The following is a 20,069-nucleotide window of genomic DNA, read 5'->3' as shown; positions in this document are numbered from 1 at the left end:
CGTCAGGAAGCCGTCCGGCGCGGCATACCGAGACTTGAGAATGCCAGGCACTCTTGCTCTCCGGGCCGATCCCTGGCCGTCAGCGGCAGGCAGGCAGGCGGACAGATAGATAGACAGACAGACATGCAGCCCCGGCGTGCCACCAGACCGGTGATCGCTTGCGGGGGTTAACCCCACCGCTCTCCCTCGCGTCAGCCGCATCCCCGACACGCGGGCCAGCCGGATTCTGTGATGAATCGATTCACCGAATGATGGGTGCCACAGCCCCACCACCCATCGTCGCCACCACCCATCGTCCGAAGGATCAGCATGTCCCGCTCTACGTCCAGCCGCCGGTCCCTGAACCGTGCCCTGTCGGTCCTGGCCCTGACGGCACTGACCGCCGGCGCCGTCACGGCCTGCGGCGACCACGACTCCGCTTCCCAGCGATCGACCTCGCCGTCCACAACCTCGTCCGCCTCTCCGGGGACCGGCCAGGCGGTCGCGGCGGCGGGCCTGCACATGATCGACAACGGCGGTCACCGTCTGGCCTTCCATGTGACGCCGGGCCACGGCTCCGTCATCGTCCTGGACTCGGGCGGCGGCGAGGACTCCTCCTACTGGAACGGCCTCGTCCCCAGGCTGCACGCCGCCACCGGCGCCACCGTCATCACGTACGACCGGGCCGGTCTTGGCAAGAGTGACGTGGTGCCCGGTCCGTGGAGTGTCGAGAGTGCCGTCAGTGACCTTGAAACGGGGCTCCGGCAGTTGGGGGTCACCAAGAACGTGACCTTGGTGTCCCACTCCCAGGCCGGCGAGGTTGCGACCTACTTCGCGAGGAACAACCCGCAGGTGCTGTCCGGCGCGGTCCTGGTCGACGCCAACCTGCCGCCCCTCTTCACGGATGAGGAGATCGCACGCCTCGTGGCACTCAGCGAGCCCCAGGTCAGCGCGGCGAAGAAGGCCCCGGACAAGCCGCAGAACCGTCAGCTCATCTCCACCGCGGCGAGCTTCGTCGCGACGAACAAGGCGTTCCACAAGGTTACTTGGCCGAACGCGGTACCGGCAACCGTCATCGTCTCGGAGAAGACCCCGTTCGACGGCTCTCCCGAAGACGCTCAGCGCTGGCGGGACGCTGCCGCCTCGTTCGTCCAGGACGGGCCCAACCGAACGCTCGTCACCGCGAAGGGCAGCTCCCACGACGTCCCGAAGGGCCGTCCCGAGCTCGTGCTCAAGGAGATCGAACGGATGGTCGCGACACAGCACTGACCCCACCACTCGAACACTGCCCAGCGAGCATGAGTAGGCCCCCCGACCGATGGGCGCCAGCCACGAACCGTTCATCCGGTCAGTGGGACTGTGAAGGTCCCGGCGCGGCCACCGGCGGAGATCCGGAAGCGGGGCCGGGGTCGCCGATCGGATGCACCGGACGTGCGTCGGTCGGCCGGTGAACGCCGATGGCCGATCCCTGCTCCTCGGCCACTTCCGTGGTGCAGACTGCTTGTCGAGACTCAGGAGTGAGGGCGGGCGACGGTAGGGGGCGGTCGTGGGGGAGGACCTGACGGTCAACCTCGTGGCCTCGCTGCTCGCGTTCGCCGTCGGCTGGCTGGGGCGCGCCCTGGTGCACTACTCCCGGACGCGGGCCCCGGCCGCGCGTGTGTGGCGGCTGGACCGCGGCCGACGCGTGGTGGTGGTCGTGGGGGAGTCCGGCCGGGCCTCGCCCGCCTATCCGAAGATCCATGAGGCGGATGCCCTCGCCGCCATGAATCTCCGGCAGTTCCTCTCCCAGGACCTGCGGTTGCACGAGGCCGTCACGGTCAGGGCCAAGGCCTTCGCCATGGCGTCGGACGCCGAGGAGAACCTGGTCGTGATCGGTGGGCCGGCGCACAACGGGGTCTGGCAGTTGATGGCCGACCGGCTCAACGCCCCGTACGCCTTCCGCCAGTTCTCCGACGACTACCGCATCGTGGGTGTGGCAGACGGCGAGGAATACGGACGGTCGGAGAGCGGGGCGACGACATTCGTGGACCACGCGATCATCCTTCTGGCACGCAACCCCTTCGCGGCCGGAAGCCGTCTCCTCATGATCGCGGGCTGCGACACCCTGGCTACATCGGGAGCGACGCAACTCTTCGCCCGCGCCGAGATACGCAAGCTGGCGAAGGCGTACGACACGAGAGCCCCGCTCGCGCTCGTCGTGCGGGTCGAGAGCGTCGCCGGGTATGTGCGCCCACCCGAGATCGTGGCCGCCACCAACTTCTCCCAGGCGTCCGTTGTCCGGACCGACCCGGCACCGCGAGCCTGACACGTCCACCGTTCGGACCGACCCCGAACCGGTGAACCTGACGCGTCCACCGGACTCCTTACAGACGTCGAGCGCGGCGGTTGCCGCAACCGAACCAGCGTGTGAATAGCGTGAGTTGGCCTGTAAGAGGGCCGAGTCGTGTCTTGATGGGGCTCGGCTGTGGACAGCCCGACACAGCGCCCCGACGGCACAGTGGACACCACCGGCCGCAAAGCAGGCTGCATGCGGTCAGGATCCGATCGGACAGGGCGAATCTTCGAACAGACTCTGTCTTTAGGTCGGTTGCGGACGGCGCGACACGCACGGTGGACAACGTATGCGGGGCCTCACGCGCGCCGGCGAGTCGGGGAAGATTCGGCGGACCCATTTTCCTGCATGTGTGACGTGAGGCACTCTGCTGCTCCCGGGGGCGGGATGTGTGGGGGGTGGGCGATGTCGGTGAGGGCGGTTTCGCAGCGTGAGTTCGCCTTGGCCTGGAGTGAGGCGCGACTGGTGGTCGGGGCGTACTGCCGCCGTGCCACTCGCAACAGAGAGGACGCGGAGGATCTGTTCCAACGGGTTGCCCTGCGGGCCTGGCGTGGATATCCGTCCTTTCGTGGCGATGCCCATTTCCTGACCTGGGTGATGGCGATAGCCCGGCGCGAGGCGGCTCGACTGGCGGTGGAGGCCGCCGAGGAGCGCGCGCGGCGGGCCGGATGGGACGATGCGGCCGCGACGCTACTCGTCGCCGAACCCGACACGAGTGCAGCCGACACCTCATGGCTCGGAGCGGCGGTCCTGGAAGCACGACAGGCCGGCGTGCTCGGGGAGTTGGAGTTCGAGGTGGTGCGGCACCGGCTGCTCCGCCCCGAAGACGGCTGGGAGCGGCTGGCCGAGCGCCTCGGGGTCGGCGCCGTCAACTGCGCCGTGGCACACACCCGCGCCGTGCCCAAGCTCCGGGTGTTCCTTCTGTTGGGCCGGCCCGAGAGGTTCGGAGGCGTCGCAGCGCTCTCCGCGGCCTGCGCGGCAGCGGCCGTGCAGGAGGCCGATCCGCTGAGTCCTGCCGAGGAGGCCGCGTTCCGCGCTCTGGTGCTGCGTGAGCGCCCGGGCTACCGGGCGCGTGGCTGGCGCAGCGCCCTGCGCGGTGCCTGCGCGAAGGTCGTCGAGCACCTCGGCATGCCGGAGTAGTCCGACGTCAGCGCACTTCACCGAGAATTTCTCTGACGAACCGTCATATCTGTAAGGACGGCGTCTGGTCCGGGTCTGAACAAGCGGTATTTCCGGCCGATGGGAGACGCACATGGAAACGGGCATTCCCGCCCGCCTGTGGGGGTCCGACGCCCCAGGTGGTCCCGAGGCGCCCTACGTTCGTGACGGCGATGTCCCGCGCCACCTCGACACCCTCGAGGACGGCAGCGAGACCTTGGTCATCGGTGACGTGGAGGGCGCCGCCGAGTCGGGACACCTGCAGGGCCAGAACGACTACGGCTTCCTCGGCACCTGCGGACTGTGTGCCTGCGAGGGCGTCCTGCGCTGGTTCGGCATCGAGGTCACCGAGCACGACGTCGTGGACCACGCGCTCCGGAACGGCCTGTGTCACGTCTCGGACGTCGCCGCGGAGTGCGGCGGCACCACCATGGAGCAGCAGGCCCGCATCCTCGGCGATCTCGGGGTCCCCGCGGCCGTCCTGGAGTACCGCTCGCTGGAGGAGCTCGCGACGGTGCTAGAAGAGGGCCGCGCCGCGATCATCGCCGCGAACGCCGGTGTGCTGTGGGACGACGCCGACTACTGGGACTACGGGCAGGCCAACCATGCCGTACAGGTCACCGGTGTCGCCAGGGCCCCGGCCACCGGTCGGATCCAAGGGTTCTACATCAACGACAGCGGCACCGGCCAGGCCGCCCGCTTCGTCAGTGCCGCCGACCTGAGCGCGGGCTGGCTGGAGGCCGGAGGCCTCGCCGTCGTCACGGATCTGGTCGGTACCGGCCGTGGTGACACGATCGACGCGGCCACCGACGTGGCGCGGACAGCGGAACAGCACCAGCGAGCGACGAGGACGACACCGTGAACAACTCCCGCCCTGAGCAGCCCGCCCCGGACAGGTCGACCCCGTACGACCAGGTCCGCAAGGAGTTCACAACGCACCGGCTCATCCGCGACGAGGTGCCGGTCGGGCACTTCGTCTCCCTTCCGCTGCCGACCCTGCGCTGGACACGCGCCGGGTACGCCGCCTTCGCCGCGCCCTCCCGCCGTGAGCCGGGCCGTCCGCAGGTACTCGGGGCCCCCGACCGCTGGTGGGTCATCGACGCCGATCGGCACACCCTGCTCGCCTACAACCTCACCACCGCGGAGGGCTTCACCGACGCCGCGCTCACCGGACCCCTGACGCTGGCTTCCGTCGGCCGCCCGCTGGCCTCCGTACGGGAGGAGCTGCGCATGTTCGACGAGGTGATGGCGCAGGCCGCCCCCCGGTTCCTGCGCGGCGAGGCGCCCTCCGGCGACGAGCGCGAGGAACTGGGCGAGCTGCTGCCGCTCGTGCTCCGTACCGAACTACTGCCCTGGTACACGAAACTCGCGCCGGACTTCTTCGGCTGGCTCGGCGTCGACCCCTCGCCGGAGGTGGCCCGCCATGACCGGTGACGGGCCCGCCCCCGCGGAGCGGATCATCGCCGACGCCCTCGCGCTGGCCGAGGAATGCGGCTGGAGCACCGCCATCGCGTTCGCGGCCGGCCTGCCCGCACCCGACGACCGCGCCGTACGGCTCTTCGCTGCCGCCGGCGGCTGCGGGGCCGAGCTGCTGCGGGGCCGCCTCGCCGAACGACCCGGCGCTCCACGGATCGACGTGACTCCGCTGGAGGACATCGTCGCCGATACCGGTCTCGCCCTGCGCCCCAACCGGGCCCTGGCCGTCCTGCGCTGTGGTGAACTGCTGACGCCCGAGGCGGTCGAGGCCGCAGCCGCCGTCGTGCGCAGGGCATCCGGCAGCGGCCTGGTCGTGCTGACGCATGCCGAAATCCTGAACGGTCCCGACGACCTCGATCTCGTCCAGCGGGGCGTCTGGCGCACTCTCTTCACCGACGCACCGCTCTCGTGGGCCGGACAGGACCTCGCCGAGCACGGGGTGCTGCTGTGGGCCGACTCCTCCGCCGAGCCCGCGGCTTTCCTCACCCCACAACTCGCCCGGGACGCGGGCCGGTTCACCGCATGGCTGGACGGGCCGGGAACGGCGGGTGCCGAACTCCGGCTCGCGCGGGCGGCACACATGCTGGATCTCATGGAACGGGCCGCGGACGCCGCGGAGCACCGACAGCCGGGAGGCGAAACCCGCACGGCCGAGCGCCGCCTCACCCGGCTCCGTACGCAGACCGCCGACCTGCGACGACGCTGGCTCAAGCGGCTCGACGAGGACCGGGCCACCCTGGCCCGTCAGTTGGAGGCGTCCCTGGAGGTCTTGGAGCAGGAGCTGCTCAGCGCCCTGCGCGAGGTTCCTCAGCGGCAGGACCGGCACCGCCCGGTGCCCGCCCGGCTGGACCAGGAGCTCCTCGGATGGGCCGAGTCCACGCGCGAGCTGACCGCCCGCCGTGTCGCAGAGGACCACGGCGACCTCGGACGCCTCGCCGACGAACTCGACTGGGAGCTGGTCGATGATGTCACGGAGGGTGAAGCGCCTTTCAGGGAAGCATTGTTGAGCGGTGGGCGCGCTCTCTTCGACTTCGCGGGCATCGACTCCGCGGTGCCCTCCGGACGTGATCGCCCGGTTCAGGTCCGCCGTTCCGCATGGCCGTCGCGTGCCGCGGTCGGCGCCGTGATCGGCGCGGGCGCGGGCATGCTGGCGAGCGACGACGGCATCCTCACCCTGGCACTCGGCACGGCCGGCGCGGCGAGCGGTGCGGCCAGCGCCTACTTCTCGGACCAGGAGACCGCGCGACGGGCGGCGGGCGAGGCCCGCCGGGACGTGGTCCGGCGCGTCGGAGAGATCCGCACAGCCGTTCGGGAACGCTTGCGCGGCGCGGCCGAGGAGGCGCGCGCCGAAGCCGCCGCCACCTTCGACAGCCTCGACCGGCAACTCGCCGCCGCCGTGGCCCGCACCGAGCGGCAGTCGGCCGGGACGACACCCGGCACCGCCCTCGCCCCACCACGCCAACGCCTCGACGAACTGCGGGACCGTCTGCGGGCGGCTACCGGAAAGTGAACGGGCCTGATCACCCGTTCTCGCTGCCTCCCTCCCCGGGCCCGGCCCGCCGACTCCGCACCACACACCGCGAGCGGCGCCGGTGCCCCGCGCACCGTGAAAGGAACGTCCCCATGACGCAGTCAGACGAGATCGTCGTGCCCCAGACGCCCGCCAAGAGCACGCTCGGTGACAAGCTGCGCCCCGCCGTCGAAGCCGCCCGCACCAAAGCCGGTGACGCGATCGAGGGGCTGTCCGGGATAGCGCAGACACTCAGCATGACCGAGACGACGGCCGGACTGCTGGAGGCCCGGCGGCAACTGCGTGCCGACACGTTCAAGATCCTCGTCATGGGCCGCTTCAAGAACGGCAAGTCGACCCTGCTCAACGCCCTCCTCGGCGGTACGACCACCCCGGTCGAACTGCACGGTCACCAGGGTCCCATGATCGTGGACGATCTGCCGGCGACCGCGATCCTCACCGAGGTGCGCTACGCCGACGAACCGTACGTGCGTGTCTGGTCGAAGGACGGCAAGAGCGAGACCTGGACGCTCAACCGCTACCTCAACGAGTCCGCGCTCGGTGTGGACCGGGACGAGAACAAGGCACGATTCGACGACATCCGTCAGTTCGAGATGGGCTTTCCGGCACGGCTGTGCGCCGACGGGTTCACGATCTACGACTCGCCGGGCCTGGACGACGAGGGTGAACTCGACGCGATCACCCTGGACGCCGTACGCCGCTGCGACGTGGCGATCGTCGTCTACAGCACCAGCGCCGCCATGGGCAAGGGCGAGCGGATGAACGCCGCCAAGGCCGTCGACGGCGGGGCCAGCGTCTTCTCTGTCGTGAACCTCTGGAACGGCCGTCGCGTCGACGAGCGGCTGCGCGCGTTCATCTGGAACAGGTACGTGCACGAGGAGCGCGGCGGCCCCAAGTACACCCCTGGGCGGGACCTCGCCGCTCAAGGTGTCTTCTTCGTCGACGCCCAAAGCGCCCGCAAGGCCCGCTACGGAGGCGACGAGACGGACGCCGTACGGTCCGGACTCACCGCGTTCGAGCAACACCTGGGCACATATCTGCGGCGGGAGCGGCTCCACATCCACCTGGGCAAGTTCGCCACCCAGGCCGGCGGTCTCGCCGACGGCATCGAGCAGCACATCGCCCAGCGGCGGGCCGCGGTCGCCGCCGACCAGCAGCAACTGTTCGCGGCGTACCAGGCGGTGCAGCCACGTCTCGACGAACTCTCGACCCGCCCCGACAGGCTGGCCCCGGTGTTCAGGCGGGCGCGCCGCGAGGCGGAGGCGACGTTGTCGGCGAGTTTCCAGTCGTTGCACGCCCGCATCCTCCAGGACCTGCCGGGACACCTCGAAACCGTGGAGCCACCCACAGGCGAGAAGTTCCTCAAGGTCTTCCAGCAGAAGAAGCTTGTCACCGAGCTGTACGACGAGGTGGGCGGCTACCTCGACGACCGGGTCAAGCAGTGGGCCACCGGCCAGGCGCCGGAGGAGATCGCGCCGGTACTGGAGAACCTGACCGAGGAGATCGAGGCCGAGGCCGCGCTCATCAGCGCCGAACTGGAGGAGATCCACCTGGACTTGTCCGGCTGGCGCCCCGAAGCCAGTGGCAAGGGTGTGGTCACCACCAAGGAGAGGCTGCTGACCGCGGTCGGTTCGGTCCTCATCGGGGATCTGCCGAGCGCTCTGGGCGGCGGCGCCGGTGGACTGCGAGGAGCGGTCGGTGCCGCGGCCGGTGGTCTGGTCGCGGGGTTCGGCCTCGCCGCGGCGGGCCTGGTGGGTTCGTTGGTGTTCTGGCCGGCGGCGCTCGCGGCGGCCGCGCTCGGCAGCATCGTCGGCGGCGGTTCGGGACTTGTGAAGAAGGCCAAGAAGAAAGTGCTCGTCGACGCCGAGACGCAACTGCCCAAGATGCGTGTGGAGATGCTCCCGAAGATCGCCGAGGAGGTACGGCGCAACCTCGACGGGATGGAGAAGTCCGTCACCACCGAATTTCGCAAAGTAGTGGACGAGGAGCGGCGCAACGTCGAGGACATCGTCGCGCTGAACCAGGCCGACCGCGCAGCGCGCGAGAAGACGCTCACCGAGCTGGACGCCCTCACCGAGCGGCTCGCCGAACACCGTACGACCCTCAAGGCGGCCCTCACGGTCGCCAAGCAGGGGTGAGGGCGATGGCGTACCCCTGGCACGGGTCGGGCAGGCCCGCTGTGCCCGCGGAACTGCGGAGGCAACTCGCCGAGTCGCACGGCGATGCATACGCGGAGGAGGTGCGGCGCAGCGTGCGCGTAGCTGTGCGGACGGCTCAGGCATCCGGCACGGCCGTCGTGTTCGGCGGCCACTTCAGCAGCGGCAAGTCGACGCTGCTCAACGCCCTGCTGGGCGGCGACCTCCTTCCCACGGACGACTTCCCCGAGACAGGTGTGCCGTGCAGGATCGTGAGCGGTGCACGGGAGCGGGCCGTCGCTGCCACGGCCGCCGGCACCGTCGAGCTCGCCTTCGGGCGGGAAGCGCTCTCGGGGGTCGTCTCCCTCGTAGGAGCCGACGGGGAGTACCGCGAGGACGTCCACGGCGTGCACGAGGTCCGGCTGACCGTCACGGGCGGCGGGCCCGCCGGGCGAGGCTGCTGCTGGATCGACTCGCCCGGAATCGACGACACCGCCGACGTGCACGACCGGGCTGCGCGGACCGCAGCGGCGGGCGACGCGCTGGTCTGGGTGGTGGACTCCAGGCGGCCGCTCTCCGTCGGCGAGACCGAGTTCCTGCGTGAACACCGGGAGCGCACGGGGACGGGCGCGGCGCTGTTCGTCGTCAACGCCTTCCTGTCCGAGGACACCACGGCGGGCTGGCAGCGCTTCCTGAGCCGTGCGGACTACTTCCGTGAACGGATCGCCGCCCTCGGCGACGCGGAGACCGAGGTCGTGTTCGTCTCGGCACGTGCGGCGTCCGGCGGGCCGGACTTCGGACTCGGCGACGTACGGGACCGCCTGGACGCCCTCGGCCTGCGTACCCACCCGAGCGTGCGTACGGTGCGACTCCATCGCGCGGCCCAGGCCCTTGCCCGGCTCGCGGACGATGCCGCCGCGCGCCGCGACCGGCTCGACCGGGAGATGAAGGAGGCCGCACGCCGTCGGTCCGAGCTGGAGCGGGCCGAGGCGGCGGCACGCGCCGAATGCATGAGGAACAAGACGGCGAGGCTCATCGCGGACGGCTTCGCACGGCTGGGGCACGAGGTGCGCGCGTGCGGGTCCGCGGTCGCCGCCGAGATGGGCGACAGTGGCGACCTGTCGCGGGACGGACGGTACGCCGCCTCGCTCAGCCGGCGCGTCGAGCAGGTCTGCGACGCCCTCGCCGACGAGCTCATGGCGGCCGTCACGGAGGTGGCGCGGGAGCAGCTGCACCGTCCGCCCGGTGCCGACGTACGGGCCGCGGTCGGTCGCAGGCTTCACCCCGGCGAGCTGACCCTCAACGTGCCCGACACCCCGCTCGGCAAGGCCCGCGGGGGAGCGGGCGGCGCGCTCGGCGCCGCCATCGGCACCATGGTGCTGCCGGGGATCGGCACGCTCATCGGCGCGCTCGCCGGATCGTTCACCGGGGCCGTGTCCGCCGCCGACGCCGCCCTGAGCCGCGACCGCGAGGGAGCGAAGGCCGACGCCTTGCGCGCGGCCGAGGACGCGGCCCAGGTCCTGGACACCAGAAAGCCCACCGTGACACGCCTGTTCACGAAGGCCTGCACACCCTTGCCCGTGCTCGAGCCGGCCACGGACCCGGCGCCCTTGGCCGTGCTCGACCGGCTGCACGACCACCTGTGGGCACAGGCCGAACGGCTGACGGCAGCCGGAGCCCAAGCGTGCGTGCCGCGGTGCGGCCGGACGGCCCCGGCCGAGGACGGGAGATGAACGGCGTGGCCGGAGTCATCGGAATCGACCCGCAGCACCTGCGGACCACGGTCGTGCTGCGCGAGGGCGAAGGAACGGCCGCCCGGCTTGCCCCGGTCGGGGACGGCGTGCGCCGCTCGATTCCCAACGCGGCCGATGCGCAGGGGCGCTGGGGCAGCGAAGCGGCCGAGCACCGGCTGGCCGGGGTACGGCCCACGGACGCGGACGGCGAACTGTACGGATGGCGGTGCGAAGCGTGGTCCCCGGAGTTCCGGGCCGGCCTCCACCGACGCCTCACCCGCTATCTCGGGGAGGTGGAACCCGTTCCCCTGCACGGCTACCGGACCTGTGTCGCGGTCCCGCCGCTCGGCCAGGCCGGCACGGACCCCTGCTGGCCCGAGACCGAACCGGTCGGTCCGACGGACGCGCTGGTGTGCCGCTGGCTCACCGCCGGCCCGGATGCGCGGGAGGTCGTGGCCGTGGCCGTGGGCGACACCTGGACGCTCACCGGCGCGTACCGCGTGCGGGACACCGCGGACGGGCCGCACGTCACCCGGGTGGGCACCCTGCGAGAGACCGAGGGGACGGCCGCCTGGCGCGGCACCCTCCTGCGGCGTGTGCTCGATCGCTGCCCCCCGGCCGTCCTCGGGCAGCGGATCCTCTCGGCGCTCGACGGCGTGGACGAGTTCGCGACCGGGCTCCGCACCGGCGACCAGGACCGCCAGGTGACCTGGTCGGGGCCGCTGGCGGACGTTCTGTACACACCCTTGAAGATGACGCCACGACAGTTCATGGCGGGCGCCGAGACCGGACCGGCCACGGCCGGTCTCGTCCTGGCGGTGCAACGGGCGGTACGCGACCTCGGCGCCGGAGCGGAAGAGGGGCCGCTGATCGTGGTCGGCGGCCCGGGATCCCTCTGGCCGCTGCGCTCGGTGCTCCCGTCCCGCCTGGGCACCATGTGGCAGAGCACGGATCCCGGTCTGGACCTCGCGTACGGGGCGAGCTGGTGGCCGAGCCTGCGGGGACGATTCGCTGGGAAACACGGCGGGCGCGTGCGAGCCGTGCCGGCGGTCGGTGGTGGCGGGGGCCCGAACGCCGCCGAAGGGCTCGGTTCGGCAGCCGGCCCTGACAGTCCGGAAGACGGTTTCGGTCGCGCCGGATCCGCGAGCTCCGTTCCCGCGAACTCCGGTCCGGGTGTACCCGGCCACGGCAGCCCCGGCCCAGGCTCAGGGAGCACCGGCGGGCCGGAGGGTCTCACGCTGCCCGGCTCCGATTCGTACGACGAGATCCCGCCGTGGCGACGCCCGTAGCGCGGCGACAGCAGTACGACGCCCCAGCCCGCTGCCAGAAGCGCTGGCCCCGAAGTCGCCCGCCCCGCCCGCGCGTCACCGCCGGAGGTCCCGATGACCACACTCCCCGACCCGCCCACCCTGCCCACCGGCACCCCCGACGGTGCCACCACGGCCGGGGCCCTCGGTTCCGCCGAGGCGTTCGACGCGGCCTGGGCCGCCGAAGACCTGCCCGATCTCCTGCTCGCGCTGATGGAACGCCGTCACCTGTCCGCCTTCGACTCCTCCCGCTGGCAGGTCACCCCGGCGCCGGACGGCGACGCCCGACCCCTGTTGCACGAGGTGCTGGGCCTGGGCCGTTCCCGCACCCCACTGCCGCCCGGTCCCGCGATGACCCAGGTGCTGACGGCCTGCCACACCCCGGGCCAGGCCACCGTTTCCGTCCTGTTCGGCGACGGCACCGGCCACCGGATCTTCTACGGGGGCCGGCGCACGGCCGGAGGGGGCGGTGGCAGCGCCACCGACTTCCTCGCCGGGCAGGCGGGCGCGCTGCAGGCGCATTTCCCGGGAATGCGCCTCGGCCCGGCCCTCCCCCTGGGCGGCTCGAGCGGTCCGGACCGGACCGCCCTGTCCGACGTCGCCGCGTTCCTCAACTCCGCACCCGCGCTCGCCGTCGTCACCGGTATCCCCTCGGGCCGCCCCGACGCCGCCGGCCGGGCCCTGCAGAGCACGGACCGGCTGGCCGCGGCGCTCGGCGGACGCCGGTACGCGCTGGTGACCGTCGCCGAACCACTTGGCACCGACGTCCTCGACGAGACGCTGGACCGCACCCGCCGGCTGCGCGGCGACACTCACGCGCAGGTTCGGCGCACCCTGTCCCTCTCCCGGGCCGACGGCGTCTCGGCCTCACTCAGCGAGAGCCACACGGAAGGCGGAGCCGAGGGAGCCCTGGGCTCCGGAGCCGGGTATCTGGCGGTGCTGGGCGCGTTCTGCACCGCGGCGGGAAGCGTCGCGGCGACCGAGAAATGGCGCCGCAGGGCGGGCCTGGGAGGTCCCGCGATGACGGGACTCAGCCGACTGCCCGCCATGATGGCAGGGGAGTCCCACTCGACGACCCGTCAGACCGCGACGAGCCGTACCGTGACCCGCGGCGCCACCACGGAGGTCCTCGACGCGAACGCGCAGGCCTGCGAGGAAGTCCTCCAGCGACACCTCGACCGGATGACCGGCGCACGGGGCGACGGCTGGTGGCGGCTGTCGGTGTACGTGGCCGCCGACGGTGACACCACGCTCGCCGCGGTCACCGGTGCCCTGCGCGGCATCTGCACGGGCCCCGGCACCGATCTCGACCCGATCCGCGTGCTCCGCCCCGATCCGTGGGCCGTCCGAGCCGCCATCACCGGCGCCCGGTCCCTGACCCTGCGCTCCGCGTCGGGTGGACCGGCGCATCCGCTCGGCGCCGCCTACGACTCCCTCGGAACGTGCGTCACCTCCGCCGAACTTGCCGTCCCTACCGGACCACCCCAGCGCGAGATGGCCGGGGTGCCGATGCGGGAGACGGGCGAGTTCGCCCTCACCGCGCCGCCCGGCCCCGAAGATCCCGCAGCCGCCGTCCACCTCGGCGAACTGCTCGACCCGCTCGGTCGGCCGCTCCAGCCCGTGACCCTCACCGCCGAGGCCCTCAACCGGCACGTCCTCATCGCCGGAATGACCGGCTACGGCAAGACGACCACGGCCAAGAGCATCCTCACCCAGGCCCACACCCGACTCGACGTACCGTTCCTCGTCATCGAACCGGTCAAGGCCGAGTACCGCGCCCTCGCCCACCACCCCGAACTCCGCGGCCGGCTGCGTGTCTACGCGATCGGCGCGGACGGCGTGCTCCCCCTGCGCCTCAACCCTCTCGCCCCCGTCGACTCCGTTCCCCTGCTGCGCCACATCGACCTGCTCAAGGCGGTCTTCAACGCGGCCTTCCCGATGTTCGCCGGCATGTCCTACGTCCTGGAGGAAGCACTCCTGGAGGTGTACGAGGAGCGCGGCTGGAACCTGCACACCTCCCTCAACGACGTCCTCGGCACCAACCCCTCGGTCGAGGACCGAGCGGCCCTCACTCCCCGGCTCCGCGACCTGCACGACAAGATCGAGGAGGTGCTGCAACGCCGTGGGTACGGCCCCGAGGTGCACCAGAACATGGGCGCCGCGCTGCGCTCCCGTATCGGCAGCCTCCTGGTCGGCGCCAAGGGCATGGCCCTGGACACCCGGCGCAGCCTCGACCCGCGCGAGCTGTTCGAGCGGCCCTGCGTGATCGAACTGCGCAATCTCGGCGACGACGAGGAGAAGGCCTTCGTCATGGCCCTGCTGCTCAGTCTGCTGTACGAGCACGCCGAAGCCCGTCAGCATTTGCCCCGCCCCGACGCGCCGAGCAGCCTGCGCCATCTGACCCTGATCGAGGAGGCGCACCGCCTGCTGCGGGCCGGAGTCAGGGCGGGCGGAGCCGAGTCACCCGACGCCCAGGCCAAGGCCGTCACCCTGTTCACCGATCTGCTCGCCGAGATGCGCGCCTACGGCGAGGGCTTCATCGTCGCCGATCAGATCCCCTCCAAACTCGCCCCCGAGACGCTCAAGAACTCCAACGTCAAGATCCTGCACCGGCTGGCCGCCCACGACGACCGCGCCGCCGTCGCCGCCGCCACGAACCTCGATGACGCGCAGAGCCGACACCTCGCCGTCCTTCCGCCCGGCGAGGCCGTGGTGCACGACGACCGCATGCACGCGGCGGCGCTGACCACCATCACCCCGCGATACCCCGAGCCCGCGCCCGGCGTCGTGCCGGACAGCGCCGCCGACCGTACGTACCTCCACCGCAACGCCGCCTGCGTGAAGTGTTCCCGCCCCTGCACCTACCGGCCGACCGCTCGTCACGTCGTCCCCACCCACCCCGCGCTCCTGGCATTCTTCGAGACGGTGCTGCGGGACGCCGATCCGGAGCAGGCCTGGCACGCCTGGACCGTGTGGCGGGAGGCCTGGCAGGCGGGCAACCGTGTCCCGGACGAGGAAACCCGCACGGGACGCCTCTACTGCACGTCCACACAGGCCGGTCACCGCTGGCTGCGCGCCCGCGAGGACGACCGCGCCCGGGCCGGCGACGCCACTCTCCGCTTCCTCGGACCCGACGGCTCCGTCCGCGGTCCCGCCGCCGACAGTCCCGCCAACCGCCCCGGTCCGGGCCCGCTGCCCGCCCCCGACCGCCTCCTCGCCGTCGACCACGCATCCCGTTCCCTGGCGCGTCTGTGCGCCGCCTGGCTGACGGCACGCACACTGGACAAGGCTGGCCGCAGGTCCTTCACGGACACCCACCGTTCCCTGCGCGCGCAGGTCGCCGAGCGGCCGGTGAACCCTCACCCCGGCTGCGCCCAGTGCCCGGCCCGCTGCCTGTACGAACCCCAGGCCGCCCGGCACCTGCCGGCCCTGGGCGGGACACTCGCGGCCCGAGCCGCCGCGCCCGTCTCGACGACCCAGCGCGTGCGCGCCCTGGAACGGGCCGCCGCCGAGGACCCCGCCCTGCACCCCACCTGGACCGCGCTCCCCGACCGAACGGATCGCCGGCACCTGCTCTACTGCCTGGTCACCCAGTCGGCGTCCCAGGGGAGTCGGGCGATCCCCGACGACGTGCTGCAGGCGCTGATCGCCGGCCCGTCCCGCCCGGACGCGGGAGGCTGAGTGCCGAGAACCTCCCGTCGCCCCTGGCGTGCCCGGCCACCGCCGCGATCGCGGCGAGGCCGCACGCGGCGCACAGCAGCCAGACCGTCGTGTAGCCACCCTCGTACGGAGTCGTCCCGCCGGGCCGCGTCCGTGCTGCCAGCACCGTGGCGACGAGGCCGCCCGAGACCGCTCCTCCGACGGTCTTCACGTTGTTGTAGAGGGCCGAGGCGACGCCGGTGTGTTCCGGCTCCGTGGCCTCCACGATGACGGTGGGCATGGCACCCAGCGCGGCGCCGACACCGGCGCCGCAGACCGCCACGGCGATCGCCATCTCCACGACGGTGTCGTGCAGGCAGCCAAGGCCGAGGAAGCCGGCCGCCATCAGGCCGAAGGCGGTCATGAGCGTGGTCCGGTAGCCCAGGTGCCGGGCGATCAAGGCGGTGCAGCCGGAGGTGACCAGCGCGGCCACGGCCCCGGGTAGACCGACCAGTGAGATGTCCAGCGCGGAGAGCCCGAACCCGTAGCCGTCCGTCGCGGGATCGGCGGCCAGGAAGGTCGCGTTGGGCGACTGGCTGCCGAAGTACATGACGCCGAAGAAGAAGGAGACGAGGTAGAGCCGTGCCACGCCGCGGCCCTTCATGGCCCTGAGGTCCACCAGCGGTGCCGCGCACCGCAGTTCCGTACGCACCCACACCGAGATCAGGACGGCGAAGAGGACGAGCGGGAGGAGAACACCCGCCGACACCCAGCCGTCGTGGTCCACACGGGAGACACCGCCGAGCAGAGAGAGCAGCGAGAGGCCGAGCAGAACGGCACCCGGCCGGTCGAGCCGGCCGACGGCCCTCTGGACGCTCTCCGGTATGAACAGGAAGCTCACCGGCACACACAGCAGCGCGAAGAACGCCGGTACGAGCAGGACGAGTTGGACGCTGTGCACGGCCTTCGCCGCCGCGCCCATGACCACGGCGCCCAGCAGGCTGCCCAGCGTCAGCGCGCCCACGAGTCTCGCGATCGCCCGGCGAGCCTGCTCGACCGGGAGTCGGTCGCGGACGAGGGCGATCTCCAGCGGGAGGAGTGCCACGAGCGCGCCCTGGAAGACCCGCCCGAGCAGGAGGACGGGGAAGGCCGGTGCGAGCGCGACCAGCAGGGTGCCGGCGGCCACCGCGGCGATGGCCGCGCGCAGCATCCGGCGATGCCCGTACAGGTCGCCGAGTCGGCCGAAGACCGGCACCATCACCGCTCCGGCCAGCAACTGGACCGACACGATCCAGTTCAGCGCGGAGTCGCCGACCCCGTGGTACTCGCCCAGTTCCGGCAGGAGCGGGGTGATCCCCGTCTGGACGAACCCGCTCATCAGCTCGAACAGGACGAGCAGTCCCACGACCGCGGTGACGGAGGCGGGCGCGGCCGGGTCCGGCCCGAGGCGGGCCTCGTCCGGGGAGGCGGAGGCTTCCGTCATGCGGACCGACCCCCTGTCGCGTGGCGGTCGAGGGCGCGCACGGCGAGTGTGGCGAGGAGCAGCGCCTGGTCGGGGAGCACCCGGTCGTCGTACACCGCCTGCGGGGAGTGGTTGACGGGCGCGGTCGCGGGGTCGCGGTCGGGTGGGCACGCGCCCACCGCGAGGAAGGCGCCGGGTACCGCGTCGAGCACGAACGAGAAGTCCTCGGACCCGGAGACCGGCCGCGGCGCCTCGAACACCCTTTGCGGGCCGAACAGTTCGAGCGCCGTGTCCAGGGCGAAGGCGGCCTGGTCGGCGGAGTTGACGGTGGCCGGGTACTGACGGGTGTAGTCGAGCCGGATGTCCACATCGTGGGCCCGCGCGATGCCCTGGAGGGTGCGCTCGACCATGCCCTGGACCTGGTCGCGGGTCCGCTCGGAGTAGGTGCGCACGGTCGCCCCGAGTTCGGCCGTGTCCGGGATCACGTTGCGGGCGGTGCCCGCGTGGAAGGTGCCGACGGTGATCACCGCCGGGTCCTGGACGTCGATCTCGCGCGCGATCCGGGTCTGCAGGGCGGTCACCATCTCGGCGGCGGCGGCCACGGGATCCCGGGTCAGGTGCGGCATCGAACCGTGTCCGCCCCGGCCGATCACGGTGACGTCGAACGTGTCGCTCGCGGCCAGCATGGTGCCGGGGCGGGTGGCGACGACGCCCATGGGGACCTGGGTCGAGAAGACGTGCAGGCCGTAGGCGGCCACGACCCGTTCGCCGGCCGCGTCCAGCACGCCTTCCTCGACCATGATGCGGGCGCCGCCGTCGCCTTCCTCGCCGGGCTGGAACATGAACACGACGTCCCCGGCGAGCTCCTCGCGGTGGGTGGCGAGGAGCTTCGCCGCACCCACCAGGCCCGCCGTGTGCAGATCGTGGCCGCAGGCATGCATCAGGCCGGGGTTCTCGGAGGCGTACGACAGTCCGGTGTCCTCGTGGACGGGCAGAGCGTCCATGTCGCCGCGCAGCAGTACGGCGGGACCCGGCCTGCCGCCCCGCAGCACGGCCGTGACCGAAGACAGGCCCTTGCCCAGGGTGATCTCCAGGGGGAGCCCCTGCAGAGCCGCGAGGACCTTCTCCTGGGTGCGTGGCAGGTGCAGGCCGATCTCGGGATCGCGGTGGAGCCGACGGCGGAGGTCGGTGAGGTCGTCGAGGAGGGCGGCGGCGTCTGAGTGCTGGAACATGGCCGGTATCGTGCGAGGGCGGACACGCACCGGTCCCGGAACGACGGCATCAGCCGTTCAACCATGATCATTTGCAGGGATCCGCCGTCGTACGGAAAGGACCCCGGACATGCTGGACGAGCTGGACTATCTCCTGATCACGGCCCTCCAGCACGCGCCGCGGGCCGACTGGCGGCGCATCGGCGCGGCGCTGGACGTGGACGCGACGACGGCCGCCCGGCGTTGGGCCCGGCTGACCGACTCCGGCCTCGCCTGGCTCGGCTGTCACCCCAGCCCCGCGCTCATCGGCGAACTGATCGTGGCGTTCATCGAGGTCGACTGCGTGTCGGGGAAACTCCACCAGGTGTGCGAGCGGATCCTGGACGACGCTCCGCTCTTCAACATCGAGCACACGACCGGGGCGCGGGACCTGATGCTCACCGCCGTCTTCCGCTCACAGGCCCAGCTCGCCCGCTACGTGGGCTTTCGGCTGGGAGGGCTCGACGGGATCGCCGCGACGCGCACCCAACTGGCCACGGCCCTCCACACGGAGGGCAGCCGCTGGCGACTGGACCGGCTGGCCGAGGAGCGCCGCGGCATTCTGCGCGCGGACCGCGACCGGCCGACGACGGGCGCGGTCCTGAACCAGTCCGACCTCGACCTGATCCTGCTGCTCGCCCAGGACTGCCGGCAGAGCGTCGCCCGGCTGGCCGAGCGCAGCGGACTGAGCCCGACCACGGTCCGGCGCAGGCTCGACCGGCTGGACGCGGCCAGGGCGATCTCGTACCGCTGCGAGGCCGCCCGTTCCGTGTCCGGCTGGCCGGTGAGCACCACGCTGTGGGGGATCGCCCCCGCCGCGGAGACCGCGAGGATCACGGCCCAGCTCTCGGGGATGCGGGAGACCCGCCTGTGCGCGACGCTGTCGGGCCCGCACAACCTCATGGTCACGGCGTGGCTGCGCTCCATGGGCGACGTGCAGTCGTTCGAGGCCGCGCTGGCGCAGCGGTTCCCCGAACTCACCATCGCGGACCGGGCCATGACGCTCTGGCAGCTCAAACACGCCGGAGAGGTACTGGACCCGGAGGGGCGCCGGCTGCGGACGGTGCCGTTCTCGGACCTGTGGGACGACCAGGAGGCGGGCGCCGCGGAGAGGGAACTGCTGAACCGGATGCGCAATCCCGCCACCGCCCCGGGCCCGCCGGACTGAGACGCCCGCACCACGACCCTGGCTTCGAGGCACTACCCGCCGATCGGCGGCCATTGCGTGAGGGCGTACCCCTCGTACGCGCCGTCCGTGGTGCAGCGCGCCGCCCATGGTGCCCGCCAGGCGTACAGCCCCTCGGAGGCCAGGACGCCGAAGACACACGCGTGGGTGGAGCCGACGGCGAAGACCGCCATGTCGTTCCAGATGGTGATCGACCGGTGGGTACCGGAGGGGACGTCGGCCTCGCGCAGTGTGTCTTCGACGGCCGATCTGGCGGAGGGGGAGTTGGCCGCCGCCGAGGAGCCGTGCTGCATGATGCGCGACGCGAGCCGGTTCAAGTCGTCCCCCGAGCCGAGAGCGTCAGACGATGCCGGGAGTTCCTTCGGGCAGTCAATGGCCTTGTGCTCAATCGTGTACACGTATCCCTGCCAGGAGAACTCGTAGCAGACGAGGACCCTGGTCGACTCCTCGGCGTCGAAGCTGAACTTCGGGGCGGCGGTGCCCGGTACGGACATCAGGACCTCGAAGTCCCGGCGCCGGCCGCTGGTATGGGATCGAACGTCGATCAACGTGCCGCCGAAGCGGTCCGCCACGCGATCGAGGACGGGCTCACTGCTGCGGCTGAACCCCCCGAGCGGGGAGCTGAAGTTGGCGTGCAGCGCGTCCTCCACCGTCGCCGCCCTACGGCCCGCGTCGGCCCGTGCCCGGCCGGTGTTCTCCGGGTCGTGCAAAGGGCTGATCCAGTAGAGGCCGAAGGCCATGCTCGCCACCACGGCGACACACCCCACGACAACACCGCGCCGTCCATGACCCGCACCGGTTCTCGTCACCGGTTCAGTCTGGTGTCGGCGACGGCTGATGTCCTGAGTAGGAGTACTCACGTACGTGGCCGGGGCGCCGCA

At 71.9% G+C, this 20,069-nt stretch carries 14 protein-coding genes; 11 read left to right on the top strand and 3 right to left on the bottom strand.

Annotated features, from left to right (window positions below; translation table 11 throughout):
* Positions 1 to 309 precede the first annotated feature (309 nt).
* From ACFRIC_RS01300 to ACFRIC_RS01255, 10 genes are all read left to right on the top strand, one after another.
* A complete protein-coding gene (locus ACFRIC_RS01300) occupies positions 310 to 1,248 on the top strand; it encodes an alpha/beta fold hydrolase (RefSeq protein ID WP_382778405.1) in 939 nt (312 codons plus the stop codon).
* 277 nt (positions 1,249 to 1,525) lie between these two features.
* Positions 1,526 to 2,284 carry a hypothetical protein gene (locus ACFRIC_RS01295; RefSeq protein ID WP_382778404.1) on the top strand — a complete coding sequence of 253 codons (759 nt, stop codon included), beginning with the start codon at positions 1,526 to 1,528 and terminating at the stop codon, positions 2,282 to 2,284.
* Positions 2,285 to 2,506: 222 nt separating this feature from the next.
* Entirely contained in the window at positions 2,507 to 3,451 is a 945-nt protein-coding gene (locus tag ACFRIC_RS01290; protein ID WP_382778861.1) for a sigma-70 family RNA polymerase sigma factor, read from the top strand.
* Positions 3,452 to 3,563: 112 nt separating this feature from the next.
* A complete protein-coding gene (locus ACFRIC_RS01285; protein ID WP_382778403.1) occupies positions 3,564 to 4,331 on the top strand; it encodes a hypothetical protein in 768 nt (255 codons plus the stop codon).
* Positions 4,328 to 4,903 carry a hypothetical protein gene (locus ACFRIC_RS01280; protein WP_382778402.1) on the top strand — a complete coding sequence of 192 codons (576 nt, stop codon included), beginning with the start codon at positions 4,328 to 4,330 and terminating at the stop codon, positions 4,901 to 4,903. The genes ACFRIC_RS01285 and ACFRIC_RS01280 overlap by 4 nt, the downstream gene beginning before the upstream one ends.
* Positions 4,893 to 6,455, top strand: a complete 1,563-nt coding sequence (locus tag ACFRIC_RS01275) for a hypothetical protein (RefSeq protein ID WP_382778401.1) — start codon at positions 4,893 to 4,895, stop codon at positions 6,453 to 6,455. Before ACFRIC_RS01280 ends, ACFRIC_RS01275 begins: the two co-directional genes overlap by 11 nt.
* 113 nt (positions 6,456 to 6,568) lie before the next feature.
* Complete coding sequence (locus tag ACFRIC_RS01270; RefSeq protein ID WP_382778400.1) at positions 6,569 to 8,614, top strand: dynamin family protein; 2,046 nt, start codon at positions 6,569 to 6,571, stop codon at positions 8,612 to 8,614.
* A gap of 5 nt (positions 8,615 to 8,619) precedes the next feature.
* Positions 8,620 to 10,344 carry a dynamin family protein gene (locus ACFRIC_RS01265; protein WP_382778399.1) on the top strand — a complete coding sequence of 575 codons (1,725 nt, stop codon included), beginning with the start codon at positions 8,620 to 8,622 and terminating at the stop codon, positions 10,342 to 10,344.
* Positions 10,341 to 11,633 (top strand): hypothetical protein, encoded by a 1,293-nt coding sequence (locus tag ACFRIC_RS01260; RefSeq protein WP_382778398.1) that lies wholly within the window; start codon positions 10,341 to 10,343, stop codon positions 11,631 to 11,633. The genes ACFRIC_RS01265 and ACFRIC_RS01260 overlap by 4 nt, the downstream gene beginning before the upstream one ends.
* A 93-nt stretch (positions 11,634 to 11,726) precedes the next feature.
* On the top strand, positions 11,727 to 15,332 hold the full coding sequence (locus ACFRIC_RS01255) for a helicase HerA domain-containing protein (protein ID WP_382778397.1): 3,606 nt from the start codon (positions 11,727 to 11,729) through the stop codon (positions 15,330 to 15,332).
* Here the strand turns inward: ACFRIC_RS01255 and ACFRIC_RS01250 are convergent.
* Positions 15,238 to 16,773: an MFS transporter gene (locus tag ACFRIC_RS01250; protein WP_382778396.1), complete on the bottom strand. Its 1,536-nt coding sequence runs from the start codon at positions 16,771 to 16,773 to the stop codon at positions 15,238 to 15,240. The genes ACFRIC_RS01255 and ACFRIC_RS01250 overlap by 95 nt on opposite strands.
* Positions 16,770 to 17,984 (bottom strand): M20 family metallopeptidase, encoded by a 1,215-nt coding sequence (locus tag ACFRIC_RS01245; RefSeq protein WP_382778395.1) that lies wholly within the window; start codon positions 17,982 to 17,984, stop codon positions 16,770 to 16,772. The genes ACFRIC_RS01250 and ACFRIC_RS01245 overlap by 4 nt, the downstream gene beginning before the upstream one ends.
* A 109-nt stretch (positions 17,985 to 18,093) precedes the next feature.
* On the opposite strand from ACFRIC_RS01245, the gene ACFRIC_RS01240 reads away from it, so the two are divergent.
* The gene (locus ACFRIC_RS01240; RefSeq protein WP_382778394.1) at positions 18,094 to 19,170 is read left to right on the top strand and encodes an Lrp/AsnC family transcriptional regulator; all 1,077 of its coding nucleotides are present in this window, start codon (positions 18,094 to 18,096) and stop codon (positions 19,168 to 19,170) included.
* A gap of 32 nt (positions 19,171 to 19,202) precedes the next feature.
* Here ACFRIC_RS01240 and ACFRIC_RS01235 read toward each other — a convergent pair whose 3' ends face one another.
* A complete protein-coding gene (locus ACFRIC_RS01235) occupies positions 19,203 to 19,940 on the bottom strand; it encodes a hypothetical protein (RefSeq protein WP_382778393.1) in 738 nt (245 codons plus the stop codon).
* Between the last annotated feature and the right edge of the window lie 129 nt (positions 19,941 to 20,069).

This window comes from Streptomyces sp. NPDC056738, from assembly GCF_042790435.1.
Classification (GTDB): domain Bacteria; phylum Actinomycetota; class Actinomycetes; order Streptomycetales; family Streptomycetaceae; genus Streptomyces.
This window is presented reverse-complemented; position numbering and strand designations above follow the sequence as displayed.

What these genes read in the sequence shown, in the direction of transcription:
- ACFRIC_RS01300 (WP_382778405.1), top strand. Translation starts at nt 310, where the DNA reads ATGTCCCGCTCTACGTCCAGCCGCCGGTCCCTGAACCGTGCCCTGTCG.
- ACFRIC_RS01290 (WP_382778861.1), top strand. Translation starts at nt 2,507, where the DNA reads ATGCGGTCAGGATCCGATCGGACAGGGCGAATCTTCGAACAGACTCTG.
- ACFRIC_RS01285 (WP_382778403.1), top strand. Translation starts at nt 3,564, where the DNA reads ATGGAAACGGGCATTCCCGCCCGCCTGTGGGGGTCCGACGCCCCAGGT.
- ACFRIC_RS01275 (WP_382778401.1), top strand. Translation starts at nt 4,893, where the DNA reads ATGACCGGTGACGGGCCCGCCCCCGCGGAGCGGATCATCGCCGACGCC.
- ACFRIC_RS01270 (WP_382778400.1), top strand. Translation starts at nt 6,569, where the DNA reads ATGACGCAGTCAGACGAGATCGTCGTGCCCCAGACGCCCGCCAAGAGC.
- ACFRIC_RS01265 (WP_382778399.1), top strand. Translation starts at nt 8,620, where the DNA reads ATGGCGTACCCCTGGCACGGGTCGGGCAGGCCCGCTGTGCCCGCGGAA.
- ACFRIC_RS01260 (WP_382778398.1), top strand. Translation starts at nt 10,341, where the DNA reads ATGAACGGCGTGGCCGGAGTCATCGGAATCGACCCGCAGCACCTGCGG.
- ACFRIC_RS01255 (WP_382778397.1), top strand. Translation starts at nt 11,727, where the DNA reads ATGACCACACTCCCCGACCCGCCCACCCTGCCCACCGGCACCCCCGAC.
- ACFRIC_RS01250 (WP_382778396.1), bottom strand. Translation starts at nt 16,773, where the DNA reads ATGACGGAAGCCTCCGCCTCCCCGGACGAGGCCCGCCTCGGGCCGGAC.
- ACFRIC_RS01245 (WP_382778395.1), bottom strand. Translation starts at nt 17,984, where the DNA reads ATGTTCCAGCACTCAGACGCCGCCGCCCTCCTCGACGACCTCACCGAC.
- ACFRIC_RS01240 (WP_382778394.1), top strand. Translation starts at nt 18,094, where the DNA reads ATGCTGGACGAGCTGGACTATCTCCTGATCACGGCCCTCCAGCACGCG.